The organism is Neobacillus sp. plas4, assembly GCF_057221695.1.
Genome location: NZ_CM170152.1, coordinates 5,671,303 through 5,693,042, shown reverse-complemented (window position 1 = coordinate 5,693,042; position 21,740 = coordinate 5,671,303). Strand labels below are relative to the sequence as shown.

Below are 21,740 nucleotides of genomic sequence, written 5' to 3'. Positions count from 1 at the left end.
GTACAGAATATGGCATTCATGTTAACGATATCGGTTATCATTCTTTATCTAGTGTTTTTTTTCATCTGCCTTGTCTGCTTTGAACGCTATTTCTTTCGAAAAAATAAAGGCATTTTATCCTATTTTTACATCCTGGTTTATAGCATGTTTATTCCTTTGACCCATACGGTTTTTTTTGCAGGTGCGGCCATCGTCATGTTTAAAGCATTCTATGGATCAGTTCCATTTCCATGGTCACTTCCCGTGTTGTGTATGTTAGCTGCACTGATACTTGGGATTGTGCCAACAAGTCTTTCTGGTCAGACAAAAGGGCTTAATGTCTGCCTAGTCATTACACCAACTGTCCTACTCTTAGCTGGTGTTTTTGTTATGGTCCTTGATCCTTGGTGGAATCATCGGCTGTCAACGCATCTTCATCCTTCGTTCCCGCCGCTAGGATTATTACTGTTAATCAGTAATGGCTCCATGCTGTTGAGTCACCTCAGTTGGATCTTATTTGCCCAAAAATTAGGCTTTATGCGAGGAGGGGTAGGGTATGCCAAGGTCAAGTAAAATATTTCGCTTATTTGTCAGCTCTACTTTCACCGATTTAAAGCACGAGCGAACTGCATTGCAACGATATGTTTTTCCGCGCCTGAAGGAATTATGTGAACAGTATGGAACAAAGTTTCAGGCGATTGACCTGCGCTGGGGTGTTCCTACAGAGGCTCAGCTTGACCATCGCACAATGGATATTTGTATCAATGAGCTCCGCCGTTGTAAGGAGCTTTTTCCTAAGCCCAATTTTTTAATTCTCTTAGGTAACCGCTACGGCTGGCGGCCCATTCCCAATAAGATTGAGAAGCATGAGTTTGAAATGATTTTGGAGTGGCTGAAGAACCATGATGTGTCTGGTTATACCCTGTTACAAGAGTGGTATCAGGAGGATTGTAATCAATTGCCATCTGCTTACCGTTTGTTGCCTCGTACGGGGAAATTTGAAGAGGCGGAGGTTTGGGAGGAAATTGAGGGCAGGCTGCGGTCCATCTTTGATGAAACCGTTCAGCAGCTTCCGTTCTCAACGGAACAAAAAGATCACTATTTGTTGTCGGCAACTGAGCACGAGATTCGGGAAGGGGCCTTTAAGCAAGAAGATGCCGCCGACCACGTATTTGCGTTTTTTCGTGAATTTACCCATCCACCGCAAACCTCTCATGCACGGGATTTCATTGATTACACAGAAAAAGGCAGTGTTGATGAGGTGAACCAGGAGCGTCTGGCTAGGCTAAAGCAAGACATTGAAGGGTTCCTGCCAACAGAAAATATTCGTTCCCATCGTGTTAATTGGGCTGGTGATGATATAGATGTGAGTTACTTACCGGACTTTTATCAAGATGTGCTTGCCAAATTAGAAAGTGTCATTAGAAGAGAATGTCAAGAAATTTTGGAACTTCCCGTCGCGATGAAAGAGAAGGAAATTCATGAGCAGTTTTCGAAAACTCATTCCCAATTCTTTATAGGCAGGGAAGAACAGCTCATGCAGGTCGAACAAAAACTGGAGCAACCGTTGAATCCTGTAATCATTTCCGGAGAGTCTGGCGTTGGTAAGACTGCTTTTGCAGCCGCCCTTTCAAATCATTTAAAAGAGAACGGATCGATGGTACACCTTGTACAGCGTTATATTGGCGCATCCTCTTTTGGATTAAATTCCTTTGAATTGCTGCAATCCATCTTGGTTGAGCTGCAGCCAGAACGTGCAGTAGAAATTTTTGAAATGCGTACCATTGATGAGTTAGAAGATGAGCTGCTTTCCATATTCAAAAATGCTTCGTTTGAAGAGCCAATCGTGATTGTGATGGATGGGCTAGACCAATTACAGGACCGGCGAATTTTGTCCTCTTTGTTTGTAAAGGAGTTACCTAAGTACGTAACTATCATTGGAACCGTAGCAAAGGATAGCAGTTTCTATACCTCTATGACCAGAACCTTTTCGGACAACCATTTCATTGAGATTGTACCTATGAGCAGGCATGAAGGGAGGGAGCTGCTGGGTTATTGGCTAAATCAAGAGCAACGAACGTTACAGCCTGAACAGGAGGAACTTGTGCTGCAGTCGTTTGAAAAGAGCCCCTTGCCTCTATATTTAAAGCTTGCATTTGAAGAGGTGAAATTATGGACCTCCTTTCAAGAGACGCGACCTCTTCTCCCTAGCATTGATGGAATATTAGAGCAGTTTTTTGAGCGATTGTCCCATCCATCGAACCATGGATCTGTCTTAATCAACCATGTGTTCGGCCTTTTGGCAGCCTCAAGGAACGGCTTGGAAGAGGCTGAGTTACTTGCATTGTTATCGGAAAACAATGATGTAATGGAAGATTTTTATAGTAAGGCTAAGCATGAGTATCTCGGGAAAAACTTGCCCGTAGTCATTTGGGCGCGCTTGTTTAATGATCTTGAGCCCTATTTGATGGAGAGAAATGAGAATGGTTCCTATATCTATAGCTTTTACCACCGTCAAATTGGCCGGAAAATTAAAGAGACCTATTTAAAGCAAGATTTTCATAAAAAAATCGCCGACTATTTTCAGGATAAGCAGAATTTTTTGGATGGAGATGAAAGTCAGATTCCGAATCATCGCAAGGCATTCGAACTTCCACTCCAATTGTATCAGTCCGGATATGATCGACAGATGGAGAGCCTGTTAACAGATTTCAACTTCCTCCAGTCAAAGATACAAACAAAACTTTCTCATGATTTACTGCGAGACTATGAAAATCTGAAAGACTTGCAGGAAGGTTCCAGGCATTCCACACAGTATGCAGATGATTTTTCACGTTTTTGTCAAATTCGCCATAGTTTACTTTTGCAGTTCCCAGAGCAAATTTTACCATTTGCGATCAGAATGCCTGAAGGTTCAAAGGTATTTCGTGAGGCAAAACGCTGGTATGAAGAGAAAAGTATCCCATATCTTCTTTCCAATCAAGGTCAGGATCTTGATTTAGATTATTATCAACATACCTTTCAATTGCCAGATATTGATTTATCTTTTTGTAAATGGCATCCAAATGGCAGGCAATTATTAACCATTCATGACGACGTTATTAAAATTTGGGATATCTATACAGGCGAAGAAATCAATCAGCATTATCCGGGAATTGGTACGATTAAACACGTTGTTTTTTCGGAGGAGGAGGAACTCCTAACGCTTGCCAGTAACCATAAACTGAGTATCTTGGAATCATCTACTTTTACGTTTGTTTACGAGACACAGGTAGAAGAGACCATCTTAAATCTAGCTTGGAGGCCGAATGGTGAAGACCTAGCCGTTGGCACAGAGAGTGGGATAGTTGAAATCATCCATCTGCCATCCCAAGAGAAAGTTACTTGTAAGCCCATCGATCAGGCTGTTCTTCAATTGGCTTGGAGACGTAATGGAGAAGAACTCGCGATCTGGTATCAGGGAAAGTTTAGTTCAGATTATCGGAAAATTGTGATCTGGGATGTTCAAAACCAGGCCGAAAAGAAAGTGCTGCGCTCGAAATATCAACTCATGCCAGATACCTCTCTCTATCATTACATGTACTATGACGATGAGGGATTCTTATGGACAAGTGAAAGCACTGGAATCATGGTTTGGAATATTGAACGTGGCGTAAGGGAAGATAGTACCATTGGTTTGGAAATCGGCCGGCATTATTTTTATCAAACGAATATTCTATCAGTTTTAGATAAAGGCGAAATCTTTGTTTGGGAGGGAAAATCTGGACATGGCAGGCTGCGGCTTGCCTTGCCAGCTTCCGAAACCTTGCTGACAATCGATTTTAAGGACGGGCTCCTTGCTACGATTACCGTTGACGGAAAGGTAACGATATGGGATTTCCGCCAGCTGGATGCCAAAAGCAGCAATGGTGATCAGGTTGATTGGGCCTATACCCATCCATTATGGGTGTTTGCCCATTATGCAGACTGGCTGAACAGATTGGCTGGAGCCTTTGATGTACTCATACCACGGAGAAAAGCCCTATCCAAACAGGTAGAAGACATCTTTGCTGCCAAACAAGTGAATACCCAATTTATCGATTCGTTGATCATTTCTAGTTCGCTGTCTTCATCAAAATCTTATTTAGCGACAGGGCATCTAGGTCAATACATGCAGATTCATAATCTCAAAGAGGACTCTATCATTCAATATCAGCCGTTTAAATCAGGGAACATCCGGTTTTGTCACCTATCAGCGGATGAAAAATTGGCAGCGTTCGGGACAAATGATCAAGTGTGGATCATGAATATTCGGAGCGGTTATGTAAAAAAGACGTTTACATCAAGCAGTGAAATCATTACGGCACGGTGGTCAACGAACGGACAAGTGATTTGTATTGTACACGCCGACGGGCTGATAGATTTGATCGATCTGAATACAAATGATGGGAAGAGCTGGATGCTGGATGCAGGCCCTGAAAGTGAGGGGCAAATTCTTATGAAGTGGAGTCCGGATAGTCAATACTTGTCTATTTGCATTGGCAATCAATTTTTTGTTTATCAGATTGCGGGTACAAAAAAGGGAAAAATAAACGAAAAATTAATCGCCAAGGGAAGCTTAAACCAATTGGTGGAAAACCATGAATGGAGCCATGATAGCAAACAAATTGCTTTTTTAGGGATGCGGTTTGAATTCATTGTTGTTCAGGTCCAATCGAAGCAAGTTGTCCATCAGCTTGATTGCTTCCCAACAGGTGTATCACATGCGCTTGCTGACTATTTACATGATATTATGTTGTTGCCGCATGAGAAGATAGCTAGTTTAGAAGACATGGCCAAGCAAGAAGTTGAGCAAGCAAACCTACAAAGGATTCAGCGGTTTGGCCAAGTATTGGGTGCGAATTCCCTGCTAGCCTGGGATGAAACGGGGAACTATCTAGCTGTGGGGCTGGGCAACTGGTTAAAGGTTTTCATGCTTACAGAAGGAAAAGAAACAGCGCTTTTTTATACCAATGAACCGATGATTGGTTTGTACTGGAATGGGGAGAAATTACAGACAATTGAAGGAAATACGATGAAAAGGAAGGAATACCACTTTCCACAAAAAAAAGAAGGGGCCAGTTAAAAGCTCCCTTCTTCTCCTTTTGATAGGAATTCATTTTCATAGAATGGCCCAGATTCAGTTGGAACCTCAATGGTAACAATTCGTTTTGATTTTGGCAGCAGGTCAATGATAAGGGTATTGCCGACCTCGCCTCTTAATTTTTCAAGTGTAAAGGTATAGTCATCTAATGAATCAAAGTAGGCGGTTTGGTAGACCTGATGATTGGTATCAATGAGTTGAATCCCATATCGGTGCATGTTACCGCGTGCATTGTAAGGAATCTGACCAACTAAACTGTTGTCAATCGGTCCGAATAATTCCTCTTCGATGGGAATGACCTGTGCCAACGTACTTTTCGTTTGAACGGGAAGGTCATCTTGGAACGCTGTGAAATATTGCTTCATCATCATCAAGCCGAACAGACTTGAAAAAATAAGAAGCATGGTTAATAGACCAATCCAAAGAATATGTATGATGTTACTAGGTGCTTTTTCATGCCGTAAATTATTAAGAAGCCGGCTGATAAATAAGCAAATGATAAAAACCGTAAAGAAAGCCAGGAATTTTCCTTCAAAATATAACTGATATTCTGTCTGAGGCTCAAAAAATAGGAAGAGCGCAAACCCGAAAATGGGGAATGCTACAACAAAGGTTAACACCAGAATATTTATAAAACGGAAATAATAGTTGAAAAGGTACATAAGTCCACCCCAAAAATGATAATCTACCATTATCGTAAATCAAATGATGTAATAGGTAAAGAGAGTTAGGGGCGTTTAAACTTGAGATTTCTATCTTTATTGATTAATTCTATTTTTATCGTAATAGGAATGTTTTTTCTTGCCATGATATTTGGTGACTTCGGACTCCAGACCGTTCTTAATTTTCTCCTTGCCATGGCAATCTTATATGGCTTATTTCGTCTGAAGAATTTTTATTTAGGAAAAAAATTTGTACGAATGCAGTACATCAAACGAGCGAAAAAGAGTCAACAATCTCATTCCATATTGAAAGGTTTGAGTATTACAGGCTTCATTGCGGGAGCAGCGCTGTTTATTCTAGGTGGAACAAATTATGTAGTATCGGGAATTGGATTCTATCTATCGTTATTTTCCATAGTCTTAGGCATTTTTTTGGCTAAGCGGTGGAGATAAGAAACCAAGGGGAAACCAGGGGGAAACGGAAACCATGGGGACGGTTCTAGTGGTCCATAGAACCTTATTCGGAACCATCAGAACCGTCCCTTTGGCACAGAAAGGGTGGGGGTAATGACGTATAAACCAGAACCGATTGTGACTTCGGGAATTGGGTTACCGGTAGAAGTTCTGGAACTCAAGGAGGAATTAGCCAAAAATATTCATGAGGTCTGGGCATCACAAAGAATAGAACAAGGATGGACCTATGGACCAGAGCGGAGCGATCGCAAAAAGATGCATCCGAATCTCGTTCCATATGAAGAGTTAACGGAAGAAGACAAAGATTATGATCGTAACACAGCAATGGAAACGTTAAAAGTGATTTTATCATTAGGATTTAAAATTGAAAAAGACATTCGAAAGGAATAGGGAAAAGTGAAAAAAATCATTCATACGCATGCCTCTGTCCTTTTCTATAGCCTATTTACTCTAATAATTGTTGCTCTTTTATGGGGATTTCATCTGGAAACAAGGACGCCCAATCTCTTCTTAGCAACGATGGTTACGATAGTCCTATGCGGATATTGGTTTATTTTTTATTTCCAGATCCTTAAAAATAACCGCATACAGTTATTATTATTTATTGTTGCGGTCACTTCAGGAGTATACGGATTTAAATTTCACGCAATCGAAGATTATTCAATTACAAATGCATTGTATTCAACGTTTCGTCTGTTCCTGCTAGATGTAGACCCTGTTTTCTCAAAATCAGCCAGTAAATTCACAACCTACCCGCTTGCCATTGAGATTGCGCGCTGGACGGCTGCTGCCTACACAATTTCAACTTTATTTTCATTAATTTATTTGTTTTTCAATCAATCTTTCAAACTAGTTTTATATCGGATCTTTGGAAATCATATCGTTATTTCTGGTTATCATCATAAAAGCAAAGTGTTGATAGAGAACCTGCGCAAACAACAGAAAAAGGTTGTTTTGATCGTAGAAGAAATCTCTGAATCACAAATGACGTATTTACGTGAGTTAGGAGTTATTTTATTGATTGGAAAACAAGGAAGTACCTCTTTATATAAAAAATGCAAATTATCTAGTGCCGAGTATTTTATTATTTTTAATGAAGAAGATTCAAAGAATTTAAATGAAATACTCGCATTAAATGAATTTGTCAAGGAAACTGGTGTATCACTGAGTTTAAAGCAGGTGATCGTACATTTAGCTTATCACCAATCCTATGAGCTGTTTGAAGAAATCGAAACAGATCTCTCCCTAAAAACGAACCGGGCAGACTATCTTCCTGTTAAACCATTTAATTTACAAAAGGTAGTGGCAGAAAAACTCTTTAATGAATACCCGCTTCATGAGGGATATGAAGAACGACTTCGGAATCCAAACGGAGAAGCATTGCATTTATTATTTATTGGATTTGGCCAAACCGGTCAACATTTAGCACTTCAGGCAATAGAACGGGCACATTATATAAATTCTGCACAACTCAAAATAACTATTTTGGATAAGCATGCCGAGAAAGTAAAAAAAGAATGGTATGATAACTATCCAAAAAGTAAAAGGGTCGCAGACTTAACGTTTTATACGATTGATATTGATACCGATTCGATTGATGATTATGTCCATGCTGCAGAAGCAGCCTACACGCATATTTTTGTTTGTTTAAAAGATGATTTTGACGATCTTAAAGCAGGCATTCAGCTTGGCAAAACGATACCTCACCTCCCGATTTACTTAAAATTAAGTGAAAAAGCCCAAATCAGTCACTGGCTGCACACAAACACAGAGAAGTTTAACAAGCTTTATCTTTTTGGAAACTATGAGGAAATATTGACTTATGATTATGTTGTCAATGACCAATTGGAGGATCGCGCAAAAAATATTCATGAAGCTTATCGAAAGAGCAAGGAAGAGGGGGCGAAAAAGAAACAGGGAACGTGGGACCAACTTTCAACCTTCTTAAAAGAATCCAATCGGAATCAGCTCAATCATGCTGAAGTAAAGCTTATGCTTATGGGGTTAAAGGCAGTTCCTGCAGGTGAAATAGAGAAAAGCGGTCATAAAGCCTTAACACCAGAAGAGTACATCGCAGCAGCGCAGGAACACCTTACGTTACTAGGGGCCGCTGAACATCACCGTTGGAATGCTTTCCATTTTCTTAGAGGGTGGGACATTCTTGAAGAAATTGTTGATGGGAAAACGAAAGACCCTGACAAAAGGCTTCATGCTTGTTTAGTCTCCTATGATGACCTGAAGAAAATCGAAGAAATAACAGGCGAAGACTATCAAAAATATGACAGTGATGTCGTGTTGGAACTTTATCAAACCATGCAGATGGGTGGATATAGGATTGTAAAAAAACAGGGGAAAAACCAGGGGGACGGTTCTTGTGGTCCAAACTAACCTTATTAGGAACCATGAGAACCGTTCGAAGCCACTGAAAACATATCCTACCTTTAACTTCACATGCTTACCATATTATTGAAAAAACCAGCAGTTTTTTTAAAAAATTGGCTCAGCGGCTTCGAACTATCCCCTGGCTTCAGACTATTTGATTATATGATTGTATGTTTGGTAAGCTAAAAGCCACAAACCTTTTGTAGCAGGAGGTATTTTACTATGGATAATATGGATCCTCAATATTTTGTATCAAAGCTTGGGCTGGAACCACATCCAGAAGGTGGATATTATAAAAGTACATTTGCATCAGAGGAAAGGACCTCTGATCAAGAATTAACAGTGAATTTTGAAGGGAAGCGCAGGCTTTATACAAGTATTTACTTTCTCTTAACTTCAAATGACGTATCTCATTTTCATCGTTTGAAATCCGATGAGCTATGGTATTATCACGCAGGAAGTCCATTAACGGTTCATATTATTGATGAGAATGGGGAATATAAAGAGATTAAATTAGGATTAGACTTGGATCAAGGAGAAGTGCCACAAGCGTTAGTTCCGAAAAATTCTATCTTTGGATCGTCCGTTATGGGTGACGACACATTTTCTTTAGTAGGATGTATGGTTTCACCAGGCTTTGAGTTTCAGGACTTTGAATTGTTCACACAGGCTGATCTCTTGGCAAAATATCCCAAATACAAGGATGTTATTATTAAGCTTGCATATGAAGTAATTCCGGAATAGAGGTCCGTGGGGATGGTTCTAATGTTTTATTAATTAATGGTATCAGCCATCACACAATGTGGTCGGTGTTGATGGTTGAACCATTTTAAGGTTTGTGAAATCGGACCAATTGAATTCACACCGTGGCTGAGAGAAGCTCTTAGCCAAAGAGTTTTTTATTTTCACAGAAGAATTGAATGAAGTAATTTGTAAATTGGTGTATGATAAGTTTGATATAAATCGTTTCTTCCTTACTAATTCTACTAAAGATTACCACGCGTGTTTTTTAACCACGAATACATATTTTCTTTCCCATGTATAAGAGACCCGTCTGCTATTTTTTTGCCATCGACTGATTTTAGACCCGTCTTAGCCTTAGCGAGAGCATGTTCAATTTTACTCCCCCATCTAAATCATCTTTCGAACTATTACCACTTTACTCGATAGTAATATTCACAACCATCTACCTACAATTATTTTTTTTGAAAAATAGAAGATCGCTTGAAATACTAATTGGCGATTCTCTTTGAACTGGAAGACAGCAACAGTATGGCAATTAAGTAAGGTCTTAGTACCCATGTGCAAATAAAGATTATCCGTTTAGCTAGATTTAAATGAGGAAGGATCGATATCGGATGTGGCTCTTATAGAGACCGCACAAATTAAGGAAGATAGATAAGCATAAGCAACTTGCGACTCATCCAAATAAATGCAAGGGAGAAGCTTGAATGGAATTAATAGAAACAGTAAATAGGGAAATAGAGCAAAAGAGTAGAGCGATGTTTCCTTCAGGTGATTAAGATGCCTCGAAGAGCCAGAGTGAAATGCGGAAGCGGAATTTATCATATTATGCTAAGAGGTGCTAATAGACAGGAAATCTTCCACGATGATGAGGATTGTTCAAGATTTCTCGATTTATTGCATAAATATAAGTTGCAAACCAACGTGAAGATTTACGGCTGGTGTTTGATGAGTAATCATGTACACCTGTTGTTACGAGAAGGCAATGAAGAAATTTCGACCACAATGAAACGTATAGGTGTAAGTTTTGTCTTGTACTATAACGGGAAGTACGGAACGTCAGGGCATCTTTTTCAGGACAGGTTCAGGAGTGAGAATGTTGAAAATCTCCGGTATTTATTAACTGTAGTAAGATACATTCATCAAAATCCACTTAAAGCAGGTATCGTCAAAAGGGTGGATGAATGGAGGTGGAGCAGCTGCCGATATTATTACGGAATTTGTAATGAGGGAAAGGAACTCTTGGATTCTACATTCATTTTGGGAAAGTTTTCGGAGGAAAACATTGCAGCTAGGGAAAGATTCAAAGAATTTAATGAAAGCGTCAATCAGGATCAGTGTCTAGATGACCATATGGCTGAAAGAAAATTAACGGATATTGAAGCAAGGGAAAAGATTAAGAAACTGTTAGATGGAATTGAAATCGCCCAAGTTAAAAGTTTACCAAAACTCAAAAGAAATGAAATCCTTAAAAAGGCAAAACAAAACAAAGACATGTCACAACGCCAACTATCAAGGATCTTAGGCGTCTCACGAACACTTATCTCTAAGGCGTGAAGACCGTGGGGACGGTTCTGATGGCCTTTTATTATGGTATTAGGATATAATGATGTTCACCTTCAGTTAGTGACAGGAATGTGTATAAATGAAAACTAGGATATAGATGATACATGGTTATATATCAATGTGGGAAGCAATTTTGCTATACCTCTTCAAGGTTCTCGAAGAAAAGTTTTTTAACAATGTAGTAGCCATTAATGTTTTCAGTATTTATCATTGACAATTATTTTCCTTTAATCGAACCATGAGAACCGTCCCTGCGGCACCCCTGAAATATTGATGAAAAAATAATATAGGCTGAGGAGGTTTCAATTATGATAAGTGATTTAGATTTAAAGCACCTGCGACGATGTATTGAACTAGCAAAAACTGCGCTAGAGAAAGGTGATGAGCCATTTGGTTCAGTTCTTGTCTCTGCCAACGGAGACGTACTTGCAGAAGACCATAACCACGTTGCAGATGGTGACCATACCCAGCACCCAGAGTTTACTTTGGCGCGATGGGCAGCCGGGAACATGACAACTGAAGAAAGAGGAAAGGCGACAGTATATACCTCGGGCGAACATTGCCCTATGTGCGCTGCAGCCCACGGCTGGGCTGGTTTAGGTCGGATTGTATATGCAAGTTCGTCCGAACAGCTGGTACAATGGTTGAGTGAAATGGGGGTTGCTCCATCGCGCGTTCGAAATCTTCCCATTCAAGATGTTATTCGGGATACCACAATTGATGGCCCTGTTCCGGAACTAGCGGAGCAAGTTCGTCAACTCCATCAGCGGTTTTACGCAAGGAGACGTTGAAGATATCGCGCCCTGAAGTTAAAGCTGATATGCCATAGATGATAAAATATATCGGGGGACCTTGGGGACGGTTCTCCCGGCTTTTTTTACTAAACAATTCAGCAGGAAAAAAACCACCAGAACCGTCCCTTTGGTCTCCCTTTGGTCTCTAAAGGTTTGAAATCTGTGAGATGTTGCCATAATTGTTGATAGAATCATTATCCTTCGAAAGAGATCTTAGGTTGATGGTTGAATATTTACTTAGGGGTGATTTTATGGCGATGCAGCGCACATTCATTATGGTAAAGCCTGATGGAGTGAAACGACAGTTAATAGGAGAAATCATAAAGCGATTTGAACAAAAGGGATTTAGTCTATTAAACGCAGAGCTTATGACTGTGGACCGTACAAAAGCTGAATACCATTATATGGAACACCGAGACAAGCCGTTTTTTGGTGAGTTAGTGGACTTTATTACATCTGGACCTGTTTTTGCAATGGTTTGGGAAGGGGAAAATATAATTGAAGTTTCCCGGCTTATGATTGGAAAGACAAGTCCATTGGAAGCAGCGCCGGGTACGATCCGTGGGGATTTTGCGTTTACAAAAGAAGAAAATGTAATCCATGGATCAGATTCTCGCTTAAGTGCAGAACGGGAAATTGAAAATTTCTTTGGTATATTGAACAGATATACCTTAGAGGATGACTTTCCATTCGAAGACAGGCAATCTAGTTGATTCTTAAGTACCAGCCAATAGGCTGGTATTTTTAACGTTGCTCCCCACTCTATCCTTATGTTTAATCCAAAAAAGGCCTAATTTCCCTGTTTTAATACGGAGAAATTAGGCTTTTCCCTTTTATCCAAAATTTTGACCTGTCATAACGGTATATACAATGAGGAAAATATTCAATACAACGATTACACCGGTACATCCCCATGCCAAAATTTTCACAGGTAATTTGTTGGCGAATTCGCCCATTTTCTTTTTATCGCTTGTAAAGAGTACTAAAGGGATGACAGCAAATGGAAGTGCCAAACTTAGAATGACTTGACTCCATAACAGCAATTCACCCGTTCCTTTGGCGCCAGCCACCCAGGTCACGATAAACGCAGGAACGACGGCTAATAAACGTGTGATCAAGCGGCGAAGCCATGGTGTAATTCGCAGGTTAATAAATCCTTCCATCACAATTTGCCCGCTAATCGTTCCGGTAATGGTTGAGTTTTGACCGGATGCAAGTAAGGCCACTGCAAATAACGTACTTGCTATCCCTACTCCGAGCGTAGGACTAAGTAATTCATAGGCTGCTTCGATTTCGGATACATTTAAATTGGTACCATAAAAAGCGGCCGCTCCCAAAATCAAAATGGCGGAGTTAATCAGAAATGCAACGGTTAACGAAAAGGTGGAATCAATAAGAGAAAATTTTAAAGCTTCTCTTTTTCCCTCTGTTGTCCTTTTATATTGTCTGGTTTGCACGATGGAAGAATGCAAATATAAATTATGCGGCATCACCGTTGCACCTAAAATCCCTAATGAAATAAAGAGCATTTGTGGATTTGTGACAATTTCAGCTTTGGGAACAAACCCGCCGAATAAAGCTGCCATTTCCGGTTTTGAGAAAATGACCTCAAATGCAAAGACAACAAAGATGGTAACCATTAAAACGATGACAATGGATTCAATAATGCGAAAGCTTTTCTTTTGCAAATAGAGTAGAAGCAGTACATCGAATGTAGTGATGGCAATCCCCAGTAATAAAGGAATGCCGAATAATAAATTTAGGGCAATGGCTGAACCAATGACCTCTGCTAAGTCGGTTGCAATAATGGCTAATTCGGTTAATATCCAAAGGACAAAGGCTGTTTTCATTCCTGTTGCATCCCTCGTTGCCTGGGCAAGATCTCTTCCTGTAACAATCCCAAGTTTTGAAGATAATGCTTGCAAGAGCATGGCAATTAAATTTGAAAGTAAAATGACAATTAACAGCGTATAACCGAAACGTGCCCCGCCGGCGATGGAAGTTGCCCAGTTTCCCGGGTCTACATACCCTACGGCAACCAATGATCCCGGTCCAATAAATGCAAGAAGTTTCCGCCAAAATCCTCCTTTACTTGGAATACTCACGGTATTGTTTACCTCTTCTAAACTCACATTCGCGCTTTGTTTTAACCAGCCCTGAGAATCCATGTAATCACCCCTCCAAAAGATGTAGTAAGTAAAAAAAATTTCATTAGACCAACTTTTTCTTTATAAATAGCTACGAAATATTTTATGAGATGATTTTAACTCTGTTTCTTGTATTTGTAAATAATTTTTGCCCACGAGCAACTCTTTAGAGTAAGGTGAATATATATTACTATTTTCTGGATATAAGACGTGAGATAAATAATAATAATTATCATTATTAGTATAAGAGAATAATGAAAATTATTATTAATACTGAATTAATGATGAGTATTATTCTCAATTAGTAAATTATTTTCTCATTTGTGATTGACAACTTTTTAAAATTTGAATATAATCCTTATTAAAATAATTATTAAAAGAAAAATATTATTAATAAATAATTGAGGAAAATGGAGGTTGACACAAAATATGAGAACAGAAGCGCAAGTACAAGTACTGAACAGTAAAAAGCCACAGTTACAAGGAAAGCTCTGGGACAGAATAAAAGCGAATGGTGAATTAATTGCAGCCATTGTATGCGGAGTACTCATTTTTCTTGGATGGTTAGTTCAGCGGGAAGGGTTTGAAGTGCCGTCTGTTCTATTGTTTCTCCTTGCTTATGTCATTGGGGGCTATGCGAAAGCAAAAGAAGGTATTGAAGAAACGATTGCGAATAAAGAGCTTAATGTTGAGATGCTAATGGTTTTAGCAGCGATTGGATCGGCTATTATCGGATATTGGATTGAAGGGGCCATCCTCATTTTTATTTTTGCTTTAAGCGGAGCGCTAGAAACCTATACAATGAACAAAAGTCATAAAGAAATTTCGTCGTTAATGGAACTTCAGCCTGAAGAGGCGTTACGCGTCAGGGATGGAATGGAGGAACACGTTCATGTATCGGAACTAAAGATTGGTGATTTCATTCTGATCAAACCAGGGGAACGAGTGCCTTCCGATGGGAAAATTGTCAAAGGGATGACCACCGTGGATGAGGCGGCGATTACAGGGGAATCCATACCTGTTTCGAAAGGAAATCAAGATGAGGTGCTTGCTGGAACCGTGAATTTAAACGGTTCGATTACCGTTGAAATTATGAAACCTGCAAACGAAACCTTATTCCAAAAGATTATTGAGTTAGTTCAGTCTGCTCAGAGTGAAAAAGCGCCATCCCAGCTATTTATCGAAAAGTTTGAAGGGACTTACGTAAAAGTAGTGCTTGCTGTAGTAGCGGTGATGATGTTTCTTCCACATTATCTACTTGGTTGGAGCTGGGTAGAAACCTTTTACCGGGCGATGGTTTTACTGGTTGTGGCTTCGCCATGTGCCCTTGTCGCTTCCATCATGCCGGCAACCTTATCGGCGATTTCCAATGGTGCCAGGCACGGGATTCTTTTTAAAGGTGGAGTTCACTTAGAGAATTTAAGCCATTTGAAAGCTATTGCTTTTGATAAAACGGGTACGTTGACAAAGGGAAAGCCGGAGGTTACAGATTTTATCGTTCAAAATGAGCTTAATGATGAAGATATTTTACGGATTACGGCATCGATTGAAAGCCACTCCACCCATCCTCTTGCCAATGCGATTGTGAAATATGCAAAGGGAAAATTAGCGGATGACCTTCTTCACCCAGAAAGTATAGAGGATGCAGCTGGCTGGGGAGTGAAAGCGACCATTGATCAAGAAGAGTGGAAAATCGGCAAGGCAGGATTTGTTGGGGAAAATGCGGCTGAACGATTTGCTGAACAAGCTGCTAGCAGGCTGGCTGATGAGGGGAAAACGGTTGTCTTTGTACAAAAGGCTGGAAAAGTAGTGGCATGTATCGGCCTGATGGACCGGGTTCGAAAAGAAACGATACTTGCCATTGGTCAGTTAAAAGCCCAAGGCATTTATACAATCATGTTGACGGGGGATAACGCCAAAACAGCGAAAGTAATTTCCGGTGAAAGTCATGTGGATGAATACATTGCTGAATGCTTGCCGGAAAACAAGGTAGAACATTTGAAACAGCTAAAAGGGAGATTTGAGAACGTTGCGATGGTTGGCGACGGGATCAATGATGCTCCAGCACTTGCAACCGCTAATGTGGGAATTGCGATGGGGGGCGGAACGGACGTGGCTCTTGAGACAGCAGATATCATCCTGATGAAAAACGATTTACCGAAGATTTCCGAAGCGATTCACTTGTCTAAAAGGATGAATCGGATTGTCAAACAGAATGTCGTTTTCTCCATCAGTGTCATCGTCCTTCTGATCGCTTCAAACTTTTTACAAGCAGTGGATTTACCATTAGGTGTCATCGGGCATGAAGGAAGTACCATATTAGTTATTTTGAATAGTTTGAGGCTACTAAAATAGGAAAAAGCTGATGGAGGGGTAATTCCTTCATCAGTTTTTTCTAATATTTTTTAACCTTACACTGTTTATATAGTTGTGTATGGATTCCATCTTCTTTATTCCATACATGAAAATGATATTAATAATCTCGACCCTTTCCAGAATCAGTGAGATCGTTTAGCTGTTCAGGATAGGGTTGAAAAATGGTTTGATCCAACAAATAGCTGGAATTGAAACGTACAGCCCAGGAATTTAAAACCATTAAGGGATTGCTAAGAGGGATTTTTTTTTCACGATATTTTTCAATTAAGGTTAGTAGGAATGCCTTTTCTTCCGAAAGAAGCTGTTTAGAGAAATGGCCCAATATATGGTGCATGACATTTATGTTTGATTTAATCGAACGAGTGTGTTCTAAAAGTTCATGTAACTTTTGTTCGTATACATCAAAAATATTCTCTAGGCTTTGATTTTCGCCATTAGAAACGATTCGTCCCAGTTCTTTTTGTTTTTGTTGATGATAGGCCATAAATAAGTATTTATTTTCACTCTGAAACTGTACCAGAGCCTGAATGCTTTTTTGTTTTTTCCTTTCTCTAAACGAGGCAAGCAGGAAAAGTTTTGTAAGGAAATTTTCCCGGATGAGATAATTCTTTAGTCTTCCTTCATCAGAAATGGCCAAATGATTTTGGCTTTCCACTATCTTTTTTGCAAAAACCCCAGCCGTTTTTCCGTTAACCGTCCCTTTTTCAGAATAGACCTTACTATCTTTTATTCCACAGGTTGGCGAACGACTTTTTAATATATATCCATCAATTGGCTTGTGAATTTTTTCGATAAAGGTTTCCGCATAGTGCACCATAGAATCTGTTAAGTCTCTGCCAGTAACTGGCTGGATGAGGCGAAGACCTTGTTGTTTGGAATCAACCAGACGGACAGGATTTCTAGGTGTCCCTAAACCAATGTCTGCCTCAGGACAAACGGTTATCACTTCAACATACTCTCTTAGTTTAGTTAAGAAATGATCTTGAATGATATCTCCATTAAAGCGACAGGCGTCAAAGCCCAAACATCTGCTAACCACAACAACAGGTTTATTCATATATTCATCACCTTATCAATGGAATTGTGATTCATACAATGATTCCCAATTTGAATCCGTCAAATAAGAAACCGATGGTGTATCTGTTCGATGATTTCTTAGAACACCTTTACCACCGATGGCGAACTTCAGATTGGTATTCGTTTCTAAACAGGTTTGAATCCATTTTTCTACTCTCACTAAAGGAGCGGAATTGGTCATGGAAATGGCAATGATAGAAAGTTTCTGGGTTTCAATTAAATCCAATACACCATCGAAAGGGGTATTCGGTCCTAAATAAATCACTTCATTTCCTTTTTTTCGCAGGAATAGGCTAAACAGCTTCAGTCCAATATGATGGTCTTCGCCCTCAGGACAAAAGGCTAATATTTTGGGCAGCGACTTGTTTACAGGCAGGATTCTTAAAAACTGAGCAAACCGGTTAATGACGAATTGAGAGGCAAAGTGTTCGTGATCGACAGTAATCTTGCCATTCTCCCAGTCATCACCAATTTGATAAAGTATTTCTGCCAAAATGTGATGAAAGACATCTTCGTATTCGAATAAAGAAAAAGCTAATTCAATGATGTTGTTCGCTTCTTGAGTATTCATTTCAATGAGCGCCTGATACAATGTTGTTTTTATGTCCTCATAGGATCGGCTATTAGATGGGGATTCAATAGACTTGGATGTCGACTGATTTAAAAGTTGGACAGCCTCACTAATTTTCATATGATTCTCTGTTGTTTGCTTTTTTAACCATGTTAAAATTTCTATATCCTTTTCGCTGTATAAACGGTGTCCGCCTTCCGTTCGTATAGGATTGACTAAATGGTATCTATTTTGTTGGAAAACGGCTATTTTTCTCGACTTTTGTTGACACCTGCCTCGCGACTTGCCATTGTTTTGGGTCCAATTATTGCAGGGATGCTTCAACTTCTTGCTCAAACGATTCTCATATTGCTCATTGGATTTATCATGGGTCTAAAAGTGGTAACAGGCTTCGGAGGGGTTGTCGTTGTACTTCTTCTCGCAGTGGGATGGGGCCTTACGTTTGCGGGTTATTCTGTTGGATTTGCACTTCGAACGAAAAATGCTCAAGCTGCACAGGCAGGAACCTTTATTTTCTTTCCGCTATTATTCCTGAGCACGACCTTTGTCCCTTATGAGTTAATCGAGGCAAGCTGGCTAAAAACAGCCGCATTAATCAATCCGACGACCTATGTCTTTGAAGGCATGCGTGCCGTAATGATCAATGGCTGGGGTGGTAGTGATATTTGGAAGGCTTTTATTGTAATTATTTTATTCTGCACTGCTACCATCAGTTTTGCTGCTTTTAGTGCTCGGCAAGCTGTGAGCAGAGGGTAGGGTTTTATGAAACGAATTGGGATCACACCTGCAAGAATAGGACGAAGTTCAAAGGTTCAAGGAGAAAATATAAAAAAGCCAGCCTGATTCAGTTTGAATCAGGCTGGTTCTTCGAAGTTAGGGTGGATCCTAGTTGAAGTCAATAATCTTTGACAATGGGCTGATCGACAACGTCGGAGTCGAGGGTGGTGGTTGAACTTTGTCCACTGAAGGTGTTGTTTTGGATTCCTGTATTATCGGAACCGGAACCAACAAATGTTTTTGCTGAACTTTTTGGGGAGATGAATAACGTACCGCCAAAATTGATTATACCGCCACTGACGTTATCAATCTTTAAGCCCCCTGGAAGAGTGGTCATACAGAACATCCTTTACCGTTTAATAATTCAATGTATGTAACATTCCCACATATGGTGCTATGGAACCAGGGGGACGGTTCTCCTGGCTTTTTAATGCCAATTCTTGCAATTCCTTATTTAGGGGAAACCCTTAATGTTACTGGATTTTTACTCAAACTAATTAAACGATTAATTGGTAATTTTACTTATTTGTATTTGCGGAAAATTGTATTTTATTAGTTTTTATTGTCTATTTTGAAGATAATTTCTAAAAGTCACAGACATTATTTTACAATTATTTTTGATGAAAACAGGCAAAAGTTCAATGATAGGATGGGTTATCCATGATTTAGTCAAACATTTAATTAGTTAAATTCGTGTTAACCAATCGATTGATTAAAAAGGCTATAAATGCTGTTAAGCCTGAGTTTATCCCCCTGGTTGGTAAAGAAACTTGTCGTAAAGAGGATCTAGTAAAAAGTGAAAACTTTGTATGCAAAGGAGAGGCTTTTTTGCAACTTGTGTGCAAGATTCCCTTATCATTTAATAATAATTAATGAGTGAAAAGGGAAAAGTATTAGTTGGTGTTTATACACCACAAATTCGATGTGGAGGGATATTCATGGATATTCGCGAGGGCTTGATTCCAACGGTATTAGGTACGGCGGTAACAGCAACTGGATATGCCTTAAAACAAAAACGAGGTTCCAACAAAATGATAGCAAATACGATTTTCGGATTCGGTCTTGCTCACATTGTGTTAGGGGCCATCGATCTTGTGGAACATCGACGTTGAATAGTGGGGCAGAACTCGCTAAAGTAACGCTGTAAAGAAGGACAGTGTGCTAGGCGCACTGTCCTTCTTTCATTTCTTCTGGTTTCCATTAACAAAGTTTTGAATATACTCGAGTTGTTCTTCATTGGGGCTTTCCTTTCGCACCTCGGTAAATCTAGCGACAGCCTTATCAAAAGAGACTTCTTTGTCCACGATTTCCCCGATGTTCGTTAGATCATCAAAGAAACTCCACATTTCTTCGCGCGTTTTTGGATTTTGGTGCCCGGTTACATACATATCGACTTCGTATTTTTTTATTTTGTCTAAAAGAATCACCAGTTCCTCTAGGTCATAGCTCCATTCGCCGCTATAAAAGTCCTGATAAATACAATCTCCTAAAAACATAATTTTTTCATCTGGAATATAAATGATAGAGGAATCCTGCGCATGGACACCTCCAACATGCTCAACTACACAGGTCACGCCACCCAAATCAATTTCAATTTTATTTGTAAAGGTAAGATCTGGCACCTTCAACTTCAAATAATCCCGGTTAGGCATTTCCCGTTTTATCATGTCTCGACAAAACTCAATTTCTTCCCCTGTTTCCACTCTTGCATCTAATGAGGCATCATCCCATTGAAGTGTTTTTAAATACGCTAACTTATTCTTCGTCGCCTCATGGCTAATGGCTACGTATCCCATCGTGTCCATCCCAAAAATATGATCCCAATGCCAGTGGGTAAGGACCACAAACTTCACAGGCGGTGCATCCATTTTGTCTACTAACTCGAGAAAATCCCGTGCATGTGCTGGAGAATTCCCGGAGTCAACGATGACACTAAAATTATCCCCGCAAATTAACCCCAATGCAGGACGATCCGTTTCTGAATAATGCGGCATATAAAACACTTTATTTGTTAGTTGCTTTAACATTTTAATGCCTTCTCTCGTAATTTTTATAGAATGTCCCCATTATACCTATTGAAAATAGGAATATCAAAGTCGCCAGAGGGACGGTTCTCCCGGCTTTTCTTACTCAACAATTGAGCAGGAAAAAACCACCAGAACCGTCCCTTTGGTCTTTTTCCTGAAAGTGCTTGCGTGAAATAAAAAGGTGTGCTATTTTTAACTTGTATAAAAAATAGACATGTCTAAAAAACAATATCTTCTACTAAAGGAGCAAATGAAATGATGGTCAATACAAAAGAAACACCTCATATTAAACCAAACGGTGTAGAAATAGCTGAAACGGTACTGTTACCTGGGGATCCTTTACGCGCTAAGTTTATTGCGGAAACTTTCTTAGAAAATGTTGAGTGTTTTAACGAAGTACGAGGAATGTTAGGCTATACAGGCACTTACAAAGGGAAGAAAATCTCTGTAATGGGCACTGGAATGGGTGCACCAAGCATGGGGATCTATTCTTGGGAATTAATCAATGTTTTTGGCGTTAAAAACTTAATCAGAATTGGTACTTGTGGTGCCATGCAAGAAAACATTAATTTATATGATGTTATTTTAGGGATGGGATCCGCAACAGATTCCAATTTTGGCCAACAATTTAATTTACCTGGACAATTTCCATTAACTGCTTCTTTCGAACTTTTAGAAAAAGCGAAAAAAGCAGCGGATGAAAAAGGACAGAAAGTTCATATTGGAAACATCTTATCAAGCGATGTATTCTATAGTGCTGATCCAACTGCTATTAAGAAATGGCAAGATATGGGGATTTTAAGCGTTGAAATGGAATCCGTATCCCTATATTGGAATGCGATTAAAGCTGGTGTAAATGCATTATGTATTTTAACGGTGAGTGATCATTTGATTACAGGAGAACAGACTTCTACAGAAGAACGTCAAACTGCCTTTACGAAAATGATGGAAATCGCATTAGAATTAGCGTAAATTTTTGTTCCTTTTATGTAGAAAATAAACGTGGTAGACAAGCCTCCTTTGCTCCACTTGACGTGAAGGA

The 21,740-nt window shown here is 39.6% G+C and carries 19 protein-coding genes; 13 read left to right on the top strand and 6 right to left on the bottom strand.

Annotated elements, in window-relative coordinates; translation table 11 throughout:
• Nucleotides 1-9 precede the first annotated feature (9 nt).
• Together AC2TFD_RS28355 and AC2TFD_RS28350 are read left to right on the top strand one after the other, a co-directional pair.
• Nucleotides 10-552, top strand: a complete 543-nt coding sequence (locus AC2TFD_RS28355; RefSeq protein WP_484674484.1) for a hypothetical protein — start codon at nucleotides 10-12, stop codon at nucleotides 550-552.
• A complete protein-coding gene (locus AC2TFD_RS28350) occupies nucleotides 536-5,083 on the top strand; it encodes a WD40 domain-containing protein (protein WP_484674483.1) in 4,548 nt (1,515 codons plus the stop codon). The genes AC2TFD_RS28355 and AC2TFD_RS28350 overlap by 17 nt, the downstream gene beginning before the upstream one ends.
• Here AC2TFD_RS28350 and AC2TFD_RS28345 read toward each other — a convergent pair.
• On the bottom strand, nucleotides 5,080-5,763 hold the full coding sequence (locus AC2TFD_RS28345; protein ID WP_484674482.1) for a hypothetical protein: 684 nt from the start codon (nucleotides 5,761-5,763) through the stop codon (nucleotides 5,080-5,082). The two genes, AC2TFD_RS28350 and AC2TFD_RS28345, sit on opposite strands and share 4 nt — an antisense overlap.
• A gap of 81 nt (nucleotides 5,764-5,844) precedes the next feature.
• Between AC2TFD_RS28345 and AC2TFD_RS28340 the strand changes: the two genes are divergently transcribed.
• The 7 genes from AC2TFD_RS28340 (at nucleotide 5,845) to ndk (ending at nucleotide 12,436) form a co-directional block, all read left to right on the top strand.
• Nucleotides 5,845-6,216 carry a hypothetical protein gene (locus AC2TFD_RS28340; RefSeq protein WP_484674481.1) on the top strand — a complete coding sequence of 124 codons (372 nt, stop codon included), beginning with the start codon at nucleotides 5,845-5,847 and terminating at the stop codon, nucleotides 6,214-6,216.
• 114 nt (nucleotides 6,217-6,330) lie between these two features.
• On the top strand, nucleotides 6,331-6,627 hold the full coding sequence (locus AC2TFD_RS28335) for a RyR domain-containing protein (RefSeq protein WP_484674480.1): 297 nt from the start codon (nucleotides 6,331-6,333) through the stop codon (nucleotides 6,625-6,627).
• Nucleotides 6,628-6,633: 6 nt separating this feature from the next.
• Nucleotides 6,634-8,625, top strand: coding sequence for an NAD-binding protein (locus AC2TFD_RS28330; RefSeq protein ID WP_484674479.1), 1,992 nt, complete (start codon nucleotides 6,634-6,636; stop codon nucleotides 8,623-8,625).
• Between the two features lie 216 nt (nucleotides 8,626-8,841).
• On the top strand, nucleotides 8,842-9,363 hold the full coding sequence (locus AC2TFD_RS28325) for a cupin domain-containing protein (RefSeq protein WP_484674478.1): 522 nt from the start codon (nucleotides 8,842-8,844) through the stop codon (nucleotides 9,361-9,363).
• Nucleotides 9,364-10,143: 780 nt separating this feature from the next.
• Nucleotides 10,144-10,920 carry an REP-associated tyrosine transposase gene (locus tag AC2TFD_RS28320; protein ID WP_484674477.1) on the top strand — a complete coding sequence of 259 codons (777 nt, stop codon included), beginning with the start codon at nucleotides 10,144-10,146 and terminating at the stop codon, nucleotides 10,918-10,920.
• 317 nt (nucleotides 10,921-11,237) lie between these two features.
• On the top strand, nucleotides 11,238-11,720 hold the full coding sequence (locus AC2TFD_RS28315) for a nucleoside deaminase (protein WP_484674476.1): 483 nt from the start codon (nucleotides 11,238-11,240) through the stop codon (nucleotides 11,718-11,720).
• 260 nt (nucleotides 11,721-11,980) lie between these two features.
• On the top strand, nucleotides 11,981-12,436 hold the full coding sequence (ndk, locus tag AC2TFD_RS28310) for a nucleoside-diphosphate kinase (RefSeq protein ID WP_484676380.1): 456 nt from the start codon (nucleotides 11,981-11,983) through the stop codon (nucleotides 12,434-12,436).
• A gap of 120 nt (nucleotides 12,437-12,556) precedes the next feature.
• Here the strand turns inward: ndk and AC2TFD_RS28305 are convergent, their stop codons facing one another.
• On the bottom strand, nucleotides 12,557-13,891 hold the full coding sequence (locus AC2TFD_RS28305) for an Nramp family divalent metal transporter (protein WP_484674475.1): 1,335 nt from the start codon (nucleotides 13,889-13,891) through the stop codon (nucleotides 12,557-12,559).
• Nucleotides 13,892-14,299: 408 nt separating this feature from the next.
• Here AC2TFD_RS28305 and AC2TFD_RS28300 point away from each other — a divergent pair, with 408 nt between their 5' ends.
• Entirely contained in the window at nucleotides 14,300-16,225 is a 1,926-nt protein-coding gene (locus AC2TFD_RS28300; protein ID WP_484674474.1) for a heavy metal translocating P-type ATPase, read from the top strand.
• 118 nt (nucleotides 16,226-16,343) lie between these two features.
• Here AC2TFD_RS28300 and AC2TFD_RS28295 read toward each other — a convergent pair whose 3' ends face one another.
• Both AC2TFD_RS28295 and AC2TFD_RS28290 read right to left on the bottom strand, forming a co-directional pair.
• A complete protein-coding gene (locus AC2TFD_RS28295) occupies nucleotides 16,344-17,303 on the bottom strand; it encodes a YbgA family protein (protein WP_484674473.1) in 960 nt (319 codons plus the stop codon).
• A gap of 15 nt (nucleotides 17,304-17,318) precedes the next feature.
• Entirely contained in the window at nucleotides 17,319-18,014 is a 696-nt protein-coding gene (locus AC2TFD_RS28290) for a cobalamin B12-binding domain-containing protein (protein WP_484676379.1), read from the bottom strand.
• A 99-nt stretch (nucleotides 18,015-18,113) separates the two neighbouring features.
• Here AC2TFD_RS28290 and AC2TFD_RS28285 point away from each other — a divergent pair, with 99 nt between their 5' ends.
• Complete coding sequence (locus AC2TFD_RS28285) at nucleotides 18,114-18,650, top strand: ABC transporter permease (protein ID WP_484674472.1); 537 nt, start codon at nucleotides 18,114-18,116, stop codon at nucleotides 18,648-18,650.
• Nucleotides 18,651-18,789: 139 nt separating this feature from the next.
• On the opposite strand, the gene AC2TFD_RS28280 is transcribed toward AC2TFD_RS28285, so the two are convergent.
• Nucleotides 18,790-19,008: a spore germination protein gene (locus AC2TFD_RS28280; RefSeq protein ID WP_335513008.1), complete on the bottom strand. Its 219-nt coding sequence runs from the start codon at nucleotides 19,006-19,008 to the stop codon at nucleotides 18,790-18,792.
• A gap of 601 nt (nucleotides 19,009-19,609) precedes the next feature.
• Between AC2TFD_RS28280 and AC2TFD_RS28275 the strand changes: the two genes are divergently transcribed.
• A complete protein-coding gene (locus tag AC2TFD_RS28275) occupies nucleotides 19,610-19,783 on the top strand; it encodes an asparagine synthase (RefSeq protein WP_335513009.1) in 174 nt (57 codons plus the stop codon).
• A 69-nt stretch (nucleotides 19,784-19,852) separates the two neighbouring features.
• Here AC2TFD_RS28275 and AC2TFD_RS28270 read toward each other — a convergent pair whose 3' ends face one another.
• Nucleotides 19,853-20,698 carry an MBL fold metallo-hydrolase gene (locus AC2TFD_RS28270; RefSeq protein WP_484674471.1) on the bottom strand — a complete coding sequence of 282 codons (846 nt, stop codon included), beginning with the start codon at nucleotides 20,696-20,698 and terminating at the stop codon, nucleotides 19,853-19,855.
• A gap of 255 nt (nucleotides 20,699-20,953) precedes the next feature.
• On the opposite strand from AC2TFD_RS28270, the gene deoD reads away from it, so the two are divergent.
• Nucleotides 20,954-21,670, top strand: a complete 717-nt coding sequence (gene deoD / locus AC2TFD_RS28265; protein WP_335513013.1) for a purine-nucleoside phosphorylase — start codon at nucleotides 20,954-20,956, stop codon at nucleotides 21,668-21,670.
• Nucleotides 21,671-21,740: the final 70 nt, after the last annotated feature.

What these genes read in the sequence shown, in the direction of transcription:
- AC2TFD_RS28355 (WP_484674484.1), top strand. Translation starts at nt 10, where the DNA reads ATGGCATTCATGTTAACGATATCGGTTATCATTCTTTATCTAGTGTTT.
- AC2TFD_RS28350 (WP_484674483.1), top strand. Translation starts at nt 536, where the DNA reads ATGCCAAGGTCAAGTAAAATATTTCGCTTATTTGTCAGCTCTACTTTC.
- AC2TFD_RS28345 (WP_484674482.1), bottom strand. Translation starts at nt 5,763, where the DNA reads ATGTACCTTTTCAACTATTATTTCCGTTTTATAAATATTCTGGTGTTA.
- AC2TFD_RS28335 (WP_484674480.1), top strand. Translation starts at nt 6,331, where the DNA reads ATGACGTATAAACCAGAACCGATTGTGACTTCGGGAATTGGGTTACCG.
- AC2TFD_RS28325 (WP_484674478.1), top strand. Translation starts at nt 8,842, where the DNA reads ATGGATAATATGGATCCTCAATATTTTGTATCAAAGCTTGGGCTGGAA.
- AC2TFD_RS28320 (WP_484674477.1), top strand. Translation starts at nt 10,144, where the DNA reads ATGCCTCGAAGAGCCAGAGTGAAATGCGGAAGCGGAATTTATCATATT.
- AC2TFD_RS28315 (WP_484674476.1), top strand. Translation starts at nt 11,238, where the DNA reads ATGATAAGTGATTTAGATTTAAAGCACCTGCGACGATGTATTGAACTA.
- ndk (WP_484676380.1), top strand. Translation starts at nt 11,981, where the DNA reads ATGCAGCGCACATTCATTATGGTAAAGCCTGATGGAGTGAAACGACAG.
- AC2TFD_RS28305 (WP_484674475.1), bottom strand. Translation starts at nt 13,891, where the DNA reads ATGGATTCTCAGGGCTGGTTAAAACAAAGCGCGAATGTGAGTTTAGAA.
- AC2TFD_RS28300 (WP_484674474.1), top strand. Translation starts at nt 14,300, where the DNA reads ATGAGAACAGAAGCGCAAGTACAAGTACTGAACAGTAAAAAGCCACAG.
- AC2TFD_RS28295 (WP_484674473.1), bottom strand. Translation starts at nt 17,303, where the DNA reads ATGAATAAACCTGTTGTTGTGGTTAGCAGATGTTTGGGCTTTGACGCC.
- AC2TFD_RS28290 (WP_484676379.1), bottom strand. Translation starts at nt 18,014, where the DNA reads ATGAAAATTAGTGAGGCTGTCCAACTTTTAAATCAGTCGACATCCAAG.
- AC2TFD_RS28285 (WP_484674472.1), top strand. Translation starts at nt 18,114, where the DNA reads ATGGTATCTATTTTGTTGGAAAACGGCTATTTTTCTCGACTTTTGTTG.
- AC2TFD_RS28280 (WP_335513008.1), bottom strand. Translation starts at nt 19,008, where the DNA reads ATGACCACTCTTCCAGGGGGCTTAAAGATTGATAACGTCAGTGGCGGT.
- AC2TFD_RS28275 (WP_335513009.1), top strand. Translation starts at nt 19,610, where the DNA reads ATGGATATTCGCGAGGGCTTGATTCCAACGGTATTAGGTACGGCGGTA.
- AC2TFD_RS28270 (WP_484674471.1), bottom strand. Translation starts at nt 20,698, where the DNA reads ATGTTAAAGCAACTAACAAATAAAGTGTTTTATATGCCGCATTATTCA.
- deoD (WP_335513013.1), top strand. Translation starts at nt 20,954, where the DNA reads ATGATGGTCAATACAAAAGAAACACCTCATATTAAACCAAACGGTGTA.